This is a genomic window from Mucilaginibacter sp., assembly GCF_965225845.1.
In the GTDB taxonomy this organism is placed as follows: domain Bacteria; phylum Bacteroidota; class Bacteroidia; order Sphingobacteriales; family Sphingobacteriaceae; genus Mucilaginibacter.
The window spans coordinates 2,047,921-2,061,822 of record NZ_CBDDBL010000002.1 but is presented as its reverse complement, the minus strand read 5'-3'; the positions used below and the strand labels follow the sequence as shown (position 1 = coordinate 2,061,822).

Genomic DNA, 13,902 nt, shown 5'->3' with positions numbered 1-13,902 from the left:
ATAAATGAAAAAGGCTGCTCTTTTGTAAGAACAGCCCTTTATTAAATAGTATATTTTTTAAGCTGATATCATTTTCAAAAATGATGATAGTTTCTCTTTCATTTCTCTTCTGTCAACTATAAAATCAAGGAAACCATGTTCCTGGACAAATTCTGCAGTTTGGAAACCTTTCGGCAGGTCTTTTTTAATAGTCTCCTTAATAACACGCGGCCCGGCAAAGCCGATCAATGACCCTGGCTCAGCAATATTAATATCGCCCAGCATAGCATATGATGCAGTTACACCGCCTGTAGTAGGATCTGTTAATAAGGATATGTAAGGTATTTTAGCTTGTGAAAGCAATGCCAGTTTAGCTGAAGTTTTAGCCATTTGCATCAATGAATAAGCAGCCTCCATCATACGCGCTCCGCCTGATTTAGAGATCATCAGGAAAGGGATCTTATGTGCAATGCTATAATCAATTGAGCGTGCGATCTTTTCTCCAACAACAGATCCCATTGACCCGCCAATGAAATTAAAATCCATACAGGCAATCACCAACTCTTCGCCGTTCATTTTACCAACTCCTGAACGGATAGCATCTTTTAACCCAGTTTTCTTTTGGGTATCTTTTATTCTGTCTGTATATTTTTTGGTGTCCTCAAAATGCAGCGGATCACCCGATTGCAGGTTGCCAAATAGTTCGGTAAACTCGTTATTATCGAACAGGATGGAGAAATATTCTTTTGATCCTATTCTTAAATGAAAACCGCAATAGTGACAAACGTATTGATTTTCGACTTGTTCTGAGTAGTGAAGCGGTTTCTTACATTCCGGACATTTGTTCCATATACCGTCCGGTGCTTCCTTCTTTTCTTCAGTGGTCGTAATTATTCCTTTTATCTCGCGTTTAAACCAGGCCATATCAATATCAAGCTCTTTCAATATGGTACAAAGAAACGAATTTTTATTTAGATATGGGATTTTTGAATTACAGGCTTAATTTGAAATTTCTTTATACCATGATTTTTTACCTGTTAGATATTGGATATTCTTTTTTAAGATATAAATTCCTAAACTGAAAAAGGGAATAGTTATAAAAAAGACAAACCTACCTATAGGATTTAAGTCAGGATTACGTTTCCAAACAACAAAGAAACTAAGTAAACCGATTAAAAGTAATATTCCACTTAAAAAGGTTATTATAACTCCAATAATTATTGCTGTAATTATCAATGTCCATTTCATTATGTAAATAAAAGCTTATAGGCTGATTAAATATATAAATAATTTGACTATTGCTCACTAATCTTCTTATTTTCAATCCAAAAATCTAATATCGAAGCTGCTATATCTAAAAAATCGATACCGTATATTCAAAATTTTTATAACTTCGAGGCCCAAATCAAAGTAAATGGACTTAAAAAATTATAAAGGCGTATTGCACGGAGACCAGGTGCAGGAGCTATTTGAAGCAGCTAAAAAGCATCAGTTCGCGTTGCCTGCTGTTAACGTTATAGGTACAAACACTATTAACGCTGTGATGGAAACTGCTGCTGCAGTAAAATCCCCGGTCATTATTCAATTGTCGCACGGTGGGGCTCAATTTTACGCCGGTAAATCATTAGATAACTCAAAGTTACAAGCTTGTATTTTGGGCGCTACATCAGCAGCTCAACATGTACATTTATTGGCTGAGCACTATGGTATCGCGGTTATTTTACATACCGACCATTGCGCTAAAAAATTATTACCATGGATAGACGGTTTATTAGATGCCGGTGAAAAGTTCTTTGCTGAAACAGGTAAACCATTGTTCTCCTCACATATGTTGGATCTTTCTGAAGAGCCGATTGAAGAGAATATCGAAATCTCATCAAAATACTTAGCACGCATGGCTAAATTAGGTATGACACTTGAAATTGAATTAGGTGTTACCGGTGGTGAAGAAGATGGTGTTGACAACTCTGATGTTGACAGCTCACGTTTATATACTCAGCCAGAAGATGTTGCATACTCATATGAAGAATTATCAAAGATTAGCCCTCGCTTTACCGTAGCCGCTGCATTTGGTAACGTACATGGCGTTTATAAACCGGGGAATGTGAAGTTACAACCGGTTATTTTGCATAACTCACAGGAGTATGTGAAAAAGAAATTTAATCTTACTGCTGAAAAGCCCATCAACTTTGTATTTCATGGTGGATCAGGTTCAACTCAGGAGGAAATTCGTGAGGCGATATCATACGGCGCTATCAAAATGAATATTGATACCGACATGCAATGGGCTTACTGGGAAGGTATTAAAGATTTTTACAAGGCTAACGAAGGCTACCTGCAAACCCAGATAGGTAACCCGACAGGTGAGGATTCTCCAAACAAAAAATACTATGACCCACGCGTATGGTTACGTAAAGGTGAAGAGAACTTTGTAAAGAGGCTTACTGAAGCGTTTGCTGACTTAAATTGTATTGATGCTACCAGCAAATTATAATTGCTGATAAGTATATTTGAAAGCGCTTATGTTATAAACATTGGCGCTTTTTTCTTTTAAGAATACGATGAACAGGAAAGTAGAAGTAAACAAGATCAATGACGCTGAAACGTTAAAAATAGCGCATGCTATACGCTACGAAGTTTTTGTTTTAGGGCAAAATTGTCCCACCGATTTGGAAAAAGCTGATGAGGATGAATCAACACATTTTTTAGCTCAGGTTAATGGCGTACCTGCCGGTGCATGTCGCTGGCGTAAAACCGGGAACGGTTATAAATTGGAACGTTTTGCTGTATTAAATGATTTTAGGGGAATGGGAGTAGGGCAACAAATGGTTAAGACTGTTTTAGATGATTTGCCTGAGGATGCTGAATATATCTATCTGAATTCGCAGCTGGATGCGGTGGGTTTATATGAGAAGTTTGGCTTTGTAAAAGACGGTCTCGAGTTTACCGAGGCGGGTATAAGACATTATAAAATGGTGAAAGCTTAATCAATACTATTTTTGTATTTGAAAGCCGCTTACAATATTATCTAGCTGGCTCCATACCCGGTTGCTGTAAGGTTTTGGTGAAATTTCAAAAAATATAGCTGTCTCGTTTGCATCCGCATAACGTTGAACGTGGACGGTAGCATAAAACTCAATTGGTTTTTTGGTTAGAAAATTTAGTGTAGATATTTTTCCGCTATAGGTTTCCTGGTCGCCAGAGGTTGTTGTGGTTGTGTTTATAGTTGTTTTTGTGAAACCGGTACTATCTGCGGATGTTTTATTGTTGCTATGGTACAGACCATTAAAATAGCTTGTAAGGTAAGTGTTTAACAGGCTGGTGTTTACTTGTGGTGCGCCATCAATAAACCATAGAAAAGTATAAGCCCAATATTCATTGCTGTTTGCATCACCCCAGCCCGGTGTAAAGCGGAGTTCTTCGATACCCTGGTAAGGTATACCAGGTGCAAAGTCGATAGGGAAGGGGATAGTTTCTGATTTCCATTTTTCCGGTAATGGTAAAGAATAGCCGGTACCCGTTCCTTGCGCAAAGCATTTACCAAAAAAACAAAGAATTAGTAAAGTGAACAAGCCCTTTTTCATGATTTCGAAATTAATTTATAAAGCTAAGAATGAAAATTCGGAATAATTGTTAATGTATGTTAAATACAGTATTGGCATATTCTAAAGCTTTGCCAAACTTATCTAAATTAAGCCCAAGGTACTCGTTTTGTGTTTGTAGATAGCCTATTAGGTTTTCTGTAGCGATGTTGCCTGTAAGCTCGTCTTTAGCCATTGGGCAACCACCATAACCTTTAAGGGCAGCATCAAAACGTTTGCAGCCGCTATTATAGGCCGCTTCAATTTTGGGTTGCCAGTTATCCGGGGTGGCATGCAGGTGCAGCCCAAATTCAGTATCAGGGAATGTGTTACACAGTGCGGGGTAAATTTCGCTGATTTGCGCAGGTGTTGCTACACCAACAGTATCTGATAAGGCAATGAAATTAATATCTTCGATAACTAATTTCTCTGTCCATTTTTGTACAATTTCCACATTCCATTCATCGCCGTAAGGATTACCAAAGCCCATCGAAAGGTATACCAATAATTCTTTATTCTTAACCGCACAAAGCTCATTAATGCGTTTTACGGTATCAAAGGCATCGTGTATCGAAGTGTTGGCATTACGCTGCTGGAATGTTTCCGAAATAGAAAAAGGATAGCCCAGGTAAGTTATTTCATTATGCTGTACCACATCTTCTGCGCCGCGATAATTGGCGATAATGGCTAAAAGCTTGGAACTTGTAGTGCTTAGATCAAGCTTTTTTAAAACCTCAGCTGTATCCTGCATTTGCGGAATAGCTTTGGGAGATACAAAGCTGCCGAAATCAATGGTGTCAAAGCCGACTTGCAATAACAAATTAATGTAATTAGCTTTTACTTCGGTTGGTATAAAATCATGTATACCCTGCATAGCATCACGCGGGCATTCGGTAATTTTAATGCTTTGGTCAGTTATATTATTCACCTTTGGTTACTTCTTCGGCGTTTTCTTTTACTTCGCCGTGCACAAATCTACGTATAATCAACCTGCTGCCACCATTGTAATTTACATAATTAGCCATCCAGTTTAAAAAAACGATCAATTTATTACGCGTACCCAAAAGCGAGAATAAATGCACAAAAATCCAAATTAACCAGGCAAAAAATCCCTGAAACTTGATCTTGCCCAAATCAGCAACTGCTTTATTTCGCCCAATAGTAGCTAAAGAGCCTTTATCATTATATTTAAAGGGTTCGGTAGTTTCGCCGTTAACCAGGTGAAGAATATTTTTACCTACATTATCGCCCATTTGAATAGCTACCTGTGCTACACCCGGATGTCCTTTTGGCGTTTCAGGCGTGATCATCGCCGCCACGTCACCAATGGCAAATATGTTGCTTAGGCCATCAACACGACAAATATTATCTACACGGATCTTGTTACCGCGCTCTATCTTATCTTTAGCAAAGCCTTCAGGCACAACACCCATTACACCCGCCGACCAAATCACGCTTTTTGTTTTGATGACTTTGCCGTCTTCAAAAGTTATCTGGTTACCATCATAATTGCTAACCTTGGCATTTAATAACAATTCAACGCCCAGGTTTTGCAGGTAATCATGCGCCGCGTTTGATGCCTGGTCAGAAAAAGGTGCTAAAGCCTTAGGCAGAAAATCAGCCAAGTAGATTTTAACATCCTCTTTTTTGAGTTCCGGATAATCTTTTTCCATCACATGGTTACGGAATTCCGCGATTGCTCCTGCCAGCTCAACACCGGTAGGGCCGGCCCCAACCAATACAAATGTTAAATAAGGCTCTCGTTCTTCTTTTACTTTTTTTAATACAGCATCTTCTAAATTTTGAAAGATCTGGTAACGCAGGTTTAATGCCTCGGGTATTGATTTCATCGGCATGGCAAAATGCTCCACTTCTTTATTGCCAAAGAAATTTGTGGTTGACCCGGTAGCGATCACCAGATAATCATAAGCTATCTCGCCAATATTGGTATCAATGGTATTTTTGTCGGCATTTACACTATTTACCTCTGCCAGCCTGAAGCGGAAATTCTTTTGTCCGCCGAAGTTTTTGCGCAAAGAAAAAGCGATAGACTCCGATTCCAGGCTTCCTAAAGCCACCTGGTATAATAAAGGTTGAAATGTATGGTAATTATGTTTGTCCAGCATTAAAACTTCAACAGGTGCGTCTGCAAGCCTTGTGGCAACCTCGAGGCCGCCAAAGCCGCCGCCAACAATTACAACTAATGGAAATTTTGATTGATCGGTAGTGTTCATAATACACGCTGTTAAATCAGACTATTGTATAAACAAAAAAGGCTCCAAATGTTCTTTGGAGCCTTTTAAAATATTGAGTTTATTATTAGTTCAGATCTTTCTTTCCAAAGTCTACAATTACCGGGGTTGCGATACATATAGACGAGTATGTACCAAAACATACCCCGATCAATAATGCAAACGAGAACCCTTTAATAACATCACCACCGAATATGAACAATACGATCAATACAAAGAATACAGTTAAAGCTGTAATAATGGTACGGCTCAATGTATTGTTGATCGCGTTATTGATTACTACTTTAGGATCATCAGTTTTAGCATGGTGCAAGTCAAGGAACTCACGGATCCTGTCAAATACTACCACGGTATCATTGATTGAGTAACCGATAACGGTCAATATCGCCGCGATGAACGCCTGATCAATATCTAAGGAGAACGGTAGCACATCTTTAAATAAAGAGAAGAACGATAACACCATTAAGGCATCATGCGCTGTTGCAACCATCGCGCCCAAGCTGAACTGCCATTTACGGAAACGGATCAGGATGTAGGCTGAGATAATTAAGATGGCGAAGATCACTGTCCAAACTGCTGATTTTTTCAACTCATCAGCAATCGTCGCGCTTACTTTGTGCGAACTTAAGATGCCATCTTTTGCTACGTGCGTAGATGCCCCCGCGTTTAGTGAAGATATTAAGGCGCTTTTTACTTTATTCTCAGCATTTGCTGAGGTATCATCAATCAGATAATTAGTTGTTACACTAATGTCAGTACCGAAAGTTTTTACTTCAGTACCACGGCCCAATGTTTTATCAACTGCGTTGTGAACATCTTCGGTAGTTACATTTTTGTTCTCGAAACGAACTACATATGTACGGCCGCCTTCAAAATCGACGCCGTAATTAAAACCACGGGTTGCAATTGATATTAAACCTGCAATGATGAAAATACCGGAGAAGGCGTAGAATTTGAAACGGTTTTTTACAAATGCGTAATTCGCATTTTTAAAGGTATGTGAACTCCATGGGTTTGAGAATTTGATATCCCATCCCTTAGACAGCATCCACTCAAAGATCAATCTTGAAATCAGCAATGAACAGAATAATGAAGTTACTATACCGATCATCAAAGTAGTTGCGAAACCTTGTATCGGACCTGAACCGAATACGAACAGGATTAAACCAGTTAAGAATGTACTGATGTTTGAATCGAGGATGGAGGATAAAGCATGTTTAAAACCATCATTGATAGCAATACGAACTGATTTACCTAAGGCCATTTCTTCACGTACACGTTCATAGATCAATACGTTTGCATCCACCGCTATACCCAGGGTTAATACGATACCCGCAACACCCGGCATGGTTAACACCGCATGTAATCCTGTTAATACACCCATCAGGAAGAACATGTTTACAATTACAGCAACAACGGCCACAGTACCCGCACGATTGTAATAAGAAACGATAAATACCAATACTACCAGCAATCCCAAGCCTTCTGATAATAAACCGGCGTTAATTGCTTCCTGGCCTAATGACGGGCCTACAACGCTTTCGTCAACAATTTGAGCAGGAGCAGGTAAACGGCCCGCTTTTAATATGTTGGCTAAATCTTTAGTGTCGTCAGTAGTAAAGCTACCTGAAATAGAAGATGTACCACCTGAAATTTCACCATCAACCCTTGGAGCAGAGTAAACATTGTTATCTAATACAATGGCGATTGATTGTAAGTTGTTTGGATCAGCAGATGCCTCACGGGTTATAGTAGCCCATTTTTGAGCGCCTTGTGAGTTCATGTCCATAACTACATCAGGGCTCCCTTTTTGGTCAACGTCAGAACGGGCATCATTAATTACATCGCCTGCAAGCACAGCACCGTCGGCACCAACTAATTTAATGGCATATAATTCAAATATTTTTGTTTTTTCTATCGGTTTAACGCTCCATAAAAATTTCATGTTGCTTGGGATAGCCGATTTTACTGTAGGGCTACTTAAATAAGCATCAACAGTAGCAGTATCTTTCATAGCGCACCAGCCAACAGTTGGTCCCGGGCGTAATTTTTGCTGGCCTGTTTGATCCTGGTAAGTAACCGGTGCCAAAATAGCGAACAGTGGATTTTGCTGGGCCAATTTGCTTTTACCTGACACGCTTGAGGTATCCTTAGCAGTAGCAGCGGTTTTATTAACTTTATTTAATAATGATAAGCCACCTTTAGCAGGAGCGGTAGCAGTATCTGCTTTTGCGGTTGAATTAGCAGCAATTTTAGCAGTATCGGTAGCAGCGCTTGCTTTAGTAGCAGCCAAAACCTTATTAACGTTTGACAGTACCTGGTAAGCTTGCTCATTTTCAAAAGTTTCGAAGAACTCCAGCTTAGCAGTACCTGATAACAGTTTGCGTACGCGGTCTTCATCTTTTACACCCGGTAACTCAATCAAGATACGGTTTGTACCTTCCTGTAACTGAATGTTAGGTGAAGTTACACCAAACTGGTCGATACGGGTATTCAATACAGTGTACGATTGTTTAACCGCAGCAGTACCCTGATCTTTTAACCAGCTTTCAACTTCAGAGTTTGACGCATCAAACTTGATGTGTGATTGGTTATCTCTTGTTGAGAAAATGGCGGCTAACTTTCCGTTAGGGTTCAATTTTTCATATTCGCTTACAAAAAGCGTGATGAAATCCTTCTGGCTGGTTTTGGTATCAGCCTCCGCATTATTCAATGCAGTGTTAAATGCAATATCAGGATTATTGTCTGATAATTTTTTTACCAGTTCCTTTAACGAGATCTGCATGGTAACACTCATACCGCCTTCAAGGTCCAACCCTAAAGCAAGCTCGTTATTTGCGCAGTATTGGTAATCATGACCTAATATAGGATATACCGGGATTGTGGACATAGAGTCCAGATAAGCGTTATATTTAAGCTGATCGCCTTTTGCATATGCCTTTGCATCATTTTGAACTCTGCGTGCTACCCATGTAAATGAAAGCTGGTACAAACACACCACCGCCAGCAATATGGCGAAAAATTTAACAACCCCTTTACCTTGCATCTTTAATTATATATGTAAATTATTAGTTTATAGCTTTTTTAAAATAGACGGCAAATCTAATAAAATTTCGCTATCAAGAAATTTTAAATTAAAACAAAAAAATGACAAAAATTGTTAAAGCCGTTCCAGTGTGATGAATGAATATGGAAGTGGGTTTTTCTCATCTGGCTCGAAATCTTCACGTTTAACTTCTTTCCATTCCGACTTATCTATTTCCGGAAAAAAAGTATCCGCATCAAAACTTTTGTGAATAATGGTCAGATAGATACGATCAGTTAAATGCATCGCCTGTTTGTAGATCTCGGCACCACCACCAATGAATACTTGGTCTTCATTTTTGCATAAAGCCAATCCATCCTCAATAGATTTAACTACTTCGCAACCGGAAATGGTAATATTCTGGCGGGTAACTATGATGTTTCTTCGGCGTGGCAATGGCTTACCAACTGAATCGAAAGTTTTGCGACCCATAATGATGGTACTGCCTGACGTAATATCCTTAAAATGTTTAAGGTCGTTAGGCATATGCCATAACAATTGGTTGTTTTTGCCGATGGCGTGGTTTTCGCCTATAGCGACTATAATGGAGACTATCATGAATTAATTTGTATTAAATGTTCTTCGATCTATGATTTGATTTCATTAAAGCGAATATCACCGCTGCTTGCTGCAATGGTCATTTCATATTTTTTATTGTCGAAAGCCATAATGTCAAATCCGAAATAATACAAAGTGGATATAACAAAAAATATAAGCTGTGCGTTTATTACCATCGATAAACGGGTGATTGATATTTAGACTTTCAAATATAGCATCAGCTTTGTCTGCTGTAGTGTGATATAGCTCTTGATGATCAAAAGTTGCGTAAGGCCTTGCAAGAGCTGAAAGTAACAAACCTTTATCTCTCATTTCCTCACTTCCGCCATAGACCTATCATGAATTTTAAGTGCGAATGCTAAATTAATCATTCAGCAAGGCATATTAACAGATTGTCATCTTCCTTAAAAAACTTATCGATAAATTTATCTACGTCGGGCTTGTTCGAAGGTTGATTTTGAATTGAATTTATAAAATCAAGAATTTCAGGCAATACATTTTCAGCCACGTTATCTATTGCTTTTTGTATCTTTGATTTTAACTGCACTGTGGTCATATACAAATTTAATAAAATTTTAAACCGCAACAACCCCTTTAATGTGCGGGTGCGGGTCATAATTCTCCAGCGTGAAATCTTCGTATTTAAATGCAAATATATCTTTCACATCCGGGTTGATCTTCATTGTCGGCAATGGCCTTGGGTCGCGGCTTAATTGCAGTTTGGCTTGCTCCAAGTGGTTGTTGTAAATGTGGGCATCGCCAAAGGTGTGGATGAAATTGCCATACTCCAAACCGCAAACCTGTGCCATCATCATAGTGAGCAGGGCATAGGATGCGATGTTAAAAGGTACACCTAAAAATATATCCGCGCTGCGTTGGTAAAGCTGGCAACTCAATTTTCCATCCAATACATAAAACTGGAACAAGCTATGGCACGGCGGCAAAGCCATTTGATTAACATCAGCCACGTTCCATGCCGATACGATCATGCGGCGGGAATCAGGATTGTTTTTGATCTGGTTCACCACCTGGCTTATCTGGTCGATGTGACCACCATCAGGCGTAGGCCAAGATCGCCATTGATAACCATACACTGGGCCAAGGTTGCCATCGGCATCTGCCCATTCATCCCATATACGTACGCCGTTTTCTTTCAGGTAAGCGATATTGGTATCACCACTTAAAAACCAGATCAGCTCATGGATGATAGATTTAAGATGTAGTTTTTTGGTAGTCACCAGCGGGAATCCATCCTGCAGGTTGAAACGCATCTGGTAGCCAAATACACTAATCGTTCCCGTCCCGGTGCGGTCGTGCTTTTGCGTTCCGGTTTCCATCACATGGCGCATTAAATCCAGGTATTGTTTCATGTTGTTTTAGTTGATTGGTCCGTTATGTTGATTGAGTTGATTCGGTTAAACTTAATTCACCACTTAAACACAATCAACACCCACTAACAAACACAAATAAAAATATTCTAATTTTACCATCCTACGGATGTGCAAAAATACATACCGTTGTTAATCTTTTATAATGGTAATTTTTCCGAACGCTAAAATAAACATCGGCCTAAATATCATCGAGCGCCGCGCCGATGGCTATCATAACCTTGAAACTGTTTTTTATCCCGTAAAAATAAATGATGTGCTGGAGATCACCCCGGCTGATGAATTAAGTTTTGAATCCTCGGGTTTAGAAATTCCCGGCAGGCTGGAAGACAACCTTTGCATTAAGGCTTATCACCTGATGAAAAAGGATCATGACTTGCCGCCGGTGAAAATTCATCTGCATAAAAATATTCCGATAGGGGCAGGCCTGGGTGGTGGATCAAGCGATGCGGCTTTTTTTATTAAATTGATGGATCAGCAATTCGGCCTGAAATTAAGCATTGACCAAATGCAGAATTACGCGCGTAAACTTGGTGCCGATTGTGCTTTTTTTATTGAAAGTAAACCAGTATTTGCTTTTGAGCTTGGTGATGAATTTGAAATCATCAGACTTGATCTGTCGAAATATAAAATTGTGCTGGTGATGCCGCCGGCGCACGTATCAACTGCCGAAGCTTATCGAGGCGTAAAGCCGGCGCCGATCAAAACAACCTTGTATGAGTTGATCGATCTGCCGGTTTCCCAGTGGAAAAAATATATCAAAAACGATTTTGAAGAATCTATATTTAAAAACCACATCATGATCCGTGGCGTGAAAGCAGCCTTGTACGAAGCCGGCGCATTGTTCGCCAGCATGAGCGGGAGCGGGGCGTCTGTTTTCGGGATCTTTGAGACAACGCCGGATCTGTCGCACCTGGAAGATGATAATCAGGTGTTTTATGACATATAGAATTTTTCAAATTTTCGATTTCGGATTTAGTGCTTGACTAAATCCGAAATCGAAAATCTCAATTAAGAAATCAATTAAACTCCTGCATCCTCGCTAACACCGCGCGATACGCCCTCTACCCAATCACGGTCGCCCCAGCCTTTAGCTACAGCCGACTGCAGCCTGTTGTGGACTAATGAAACAGTCGGCATAGGGGTAACGCTTGTCTGCGATAATTTAAGGGCAAGGCGGGCGTCTTTAAGCCCTAGCCTGGCTTTGAAGCCAACTGGCTCAAATTGCTTATTGGCGATAAGCTTCCCATAGTTTTGATAGATGGGAGCGGCGAAAAGGCTTGAGCCAAAAAACTCGGCCACCTGTGCTCGGTCAAGCCCATTTTTTTCTGCGAGAGTAAAAGCCTCTGCCATCATTTCCATTGATGCCATGATCATGAAATTACCACTTACTTTAACCACATTGGCACCGCCGACTTTTTCACCAAAATCTGTAGTCCGTTGCCCAAGGCATTCCAAAATTGGTTTGGCAATCTCTTTAGCCTCCGCATCCCCGGAGATGCAGATGAATAGCTTTCTTGCAGCGGCTGCCTCAGGGCGGCCAAATACAGGCGAGGTGACATAGTTGCTGCCCGAGTTTTTATGAAGCTTATAAAGCTTCTCAGATGTATCAGGGGCGATGGTGCTCATCGAAATATGCACAGCGCCTTTCGGAAAGGTTTTCAGGATGCCATTTTCACCTGTGGTGGTTTCATACAGTACATCGTCTTCCGACACGATGCTGATTAATGCCTCTACGCAGTTGGCAGCTTCTGCCGGCGTTTTGCAAATGGTGACAGAGGCGGCATCCAACTCTTCGGCTTTGGATGTTGTGCGATTGTAAACCTGCAGGTGATAACCCGCTTCGATCAAATTTTTTGCCATGGCCATTCCCATGTTGCCAAGTCCTATAAATCCTATTTTCTTCTCCATATAATTAGTTGATGTATTCTTTGTCTTCGTCACTTAGTGTATCGGGGTCTTCACGTTGGTGTTCTCCTTCAATGAATGTGCCCCCTAATTTTTTTACCCGCGATGGCCTGCCGACCAGCACGCCTAAAATAAAAGCAACAATTGCCACGGCAGTCATCATCACTAATTTCGACATTCTGAAAGTCGCCCACAAAAATGAAAAAGTAACCGATTCGGTATTTTGCATCAGCACTACGGTAAGCATTACCGTGATAAGGATTATTAGAATGGTTTTTATTCTCATAATGATTTTTAATAATGGATGATCATTCTACAATATCCGATTTTTTAGCGAGGTTTTTTAAATCCGCTTTAATCGCTTTAAATACTTTTTGAAAAATAGAATTATAACATAATTTTCTTTTTAATTAATGTGGCACCATTGTTGCAAATGATTAATTATCCTATTTGATTTTGTTAATGATTGGTACAAGCGATCTTGTTGAGATAACAAACTCTTAATCGTCCTGTTTTTTTGAAAATGGATTTCGTTAAAAAATTAAGTTTTTTAACATTACTTGTATCTGTTCGAATTTTTTGCTCTCTGATCGGAATTTTTAAAATCTGTGGCTTTAGATTTCAATACACTTTGTTTGCAATTGCAATTGGTAAATCTAAATGTATATAAAAACTTTATATTTGATGGTTTAAATAACTGATTATTAATGTATAAAATACTATTTTTAAGCTTGAATTATCTAATTGCTAAAAATAATAGTAATTTAGAGTTTGCAATAAGGCGTTTATGCTAAATTTAATTTTTTATTGATCTATATAATTATACTGATTATATGATGTTTATATAATTTACTTTTTGTTGTATTTGTATTTTTTTACCCTTATTTGTTTTAATAAATGGAGGTAAATAGCTTGAAATTTAAGGTGACCTAAAGTTAAGCTTCAATACACTATTTAATAATTGAATTTTGCTTAGGAATGATTGTTTTTTGATTGAGCCTTGATAATTACATAAAGAAAAATAAGCGCTTAGAATGGCTTAAAATGTGCCTGGTGTATACTGATTTCTTATCCCCTATTTAAGTGTAGGTATGTTATTTTCAAGAAATTTGAAGATTAGTAGAGAATATATCGATTGAATAAAAGTAATA

The 13,902-nt window shown here is 39.2% G+C and carries 15 protein-coding genes; 3 read left to right on the top strand and 12 right to left on the bottom strand.

Annotated features, from left to right (window positions below; all coding sequences use genetic code 11):
• Positions 1-57: 57 nt before the first annotated feature.
• Together accD and ACYZ0U_RS13255 are read right to left on the bottom strand one after the other, a co-directional pair.
• Positions 58-903: an acetyl-CoA carboxylase, carboxyltransferase subunit beta gene (gene accD / locus ACYZ0U_RS13260; protein WP_461453709.1), complete on the bottom strand. Its 846-nt coding sequence runs from the start codon at positions 901-903 to the stop codon at positions 58-60.
• A 75-nt stretch (positions 904-978) separates the two neighbouring features.
• Complete coding sequence (locus tag ACYZ0U_RS13255; RefSeq protein WP_461453001.1) at positions 979-1,227, bottom strand: hypothetical protein; 249 nt, start codon at positions 1,225-1,227, stop codon at positions 979-981.
• 166 nt (positions 1,228-1,393) lie between these two features.
• Here ACYZ0U_RS13255 and fbaA point away from each other — a divergent pair, with 166 nt between their 5' ends.
• Both fbaA and ACYZ0U_RS13245 read left to right on the top strand, forming a co-directional pair.
• On the top strand, positions 1,394-2,473 hold the full coding sequence (fbaA, locus tag ACYZ0U_RS13250) for a class II fructose-bisphosphate aldolase (RefSeq protein WP_461452999.1): 1,080 nt from the start codon (positions 1,394-1,396) through the stop codon (positions 2,471-2,473).
• Between the two features lie 67 nt (positions 2,474-2,540).
• A complete protein-coding gene (locus tag ACYZ0U_RS13245; protein WP_461452997.1) occupies positions 2,541-2,966 on the top strand; it encodes a GNAT family N-acetyltransferase in 426 nt (141 codons plus the stop codon).
• 6 nt (positions 2,967-2,972) lie between these two features.
• Here ACYZ0U_RS13245 and ACYZ0U_RS13240 read toward each other — a convergent pair whose 3' ends face one another.
• The 8 genes from ACYZ0U_RS13240 to ACYZ0U_RS13205 form a co-directional block, all read right to left on the bottom strand.
• Complete coding sequence (locus tag ACYZ0U_RS13240) at positions 2,973-3,563, bottom strand: hypothetical protein (RefSeq protein ID WP_461452995.1); 591 nt, start codon at positions 3,561-3,563, stop codon at positions 2,973-2,975.
• 49 nt (positions 3,564-3,612) lie between these two features.
• Positions 3,613-4,488, bottom strand: a complete 876-nt coding sequence (locus tag ACYZ0U_RS13235; protein ID WP_461452993.1) for a hydroxymethylglutaryl-CoA lyase — start codon at positions 4,486-4,488, stop codon at positions 3,613-3,615.
• The gene (locus ACYZ0U_RS13230; protein WP_461452991.1) at positions 4,481-5,794 is read right to left on the bottom strand and encodes an NAD(P)/FAD-dependent oxidoreductase; all 1,314 of its coding nucleotides are present in this window, start codon (positions 5,792-5,794) and stop codon (positions 4,481-4,483) included. Before ACYZ0U_RS13230 ends, ACYZ0U_RS13235 begins: the two co-directional genes overlap by 8 nt.
• Positions 5,795-5,879: 85 nt before the next feature.
• Positions 5,880-8,858, bottom strand: a complete 2,979-nt coding sequence (gene secDF, locus ACYZ0U_RS13225) for a protein translocase subunit SecDF (protein WP_461452990.1) — start codon at positions 8,856-8,858, stop codon at positions 5,880-5,882.
• Positions 8,859-8,972: 114 nt separating this feature from the next.
• Complete coding sequence (locus tag ACYZ0U_RS13220; protein ID WP_461452988.1) at positions 8,973-9,455, bottom strand: dihydrofolate reductase; 483 nt, start codon at positions 9,453-9,455, stop codon at positions 8,973-8,975.
• 114 nt (positions 9,456-9,569) lie between these two features.
• On the bottom strand, positions 9,570-9,767 hold the full coding sequence (locus ACYZ0U_RS13215; RefSeq protein WP_461452986.1) for a Fic family protein: 198 nt from the start codon (positions 9,765-9,767) through the stop codon (positions 9,570-9,572).
• 55 nt (positions 9,768-9,822) lie between these two features.
• A complete protein-coding gene (locus ACYZ0U_RS13210; RefSeq protein ID WP_461452984.1) occupies positions 9,823-10,011 on the bottom strand; it encodes a hypothetical protein in 189 nt (62 codons plus the stop codon).
• Positions 10,012-10,030: 19 nt separating this feature from the next.
• Positions 10,031-10,825, bottom strand: a complete 795-nt coding sequence (locus tag ACYZ0U_RS13205; protein ID WP_461452982.1) for a thymidylate synthase — start codon at positions 10,823-10,825, stop codon at positions 10,031-10,033.
• A gap of 163 nt (positions 10,826-10,988) precedes the next feature.
• On the opposite strand from ACYZ0U_RS13205, the gene ispE reads away from it, so the two are divergent.
• A complete protein-coding gene (gene ispE, locus ACYZ0U_RS13200) occupies positions 10,989-11,792 on the top strand; it encodes a 4-(cytidine 5'-diphospho)-2-C-methyl-D-erythritol kinase (RefSeq protein ID WP_461452980.1) in 804 nt (267 codons plus the stop codon).
• Positions 11,793-11,866: 74 nt separating this feature from the next.
• Here ispE and ACYZ0U_RS13195 read toward each other — a convergent pair whose 3' ends face one another.
• Positions 11,867-12,787, bottom strand: coding sequence for an NAD(P)-dependent oxidoreductase (locus ACYZ0U_RS13195; RefSeq protein WP_461452978.1), 921 nt, complete (start codon positions 12,785-12,787; stop codon positions 11,867-11,869).
• A complete protein-coding gene (locus tag ACYZ0U_RS13190; RefSeq protein WP_461452976.1) occupies positions 12,759-13,037 on the bottom strand; it encodes a LapA family protein in 279 nt (92 codons plus the stop codon). The genes ACYZ0U_RS13195 and ACYZ0U_RS13190 overlap by 29 nt, the downstream gene beginning before the upstream one ends.
• Positions 13,038-13,902 lie beyond the last annotated feature (865 nt).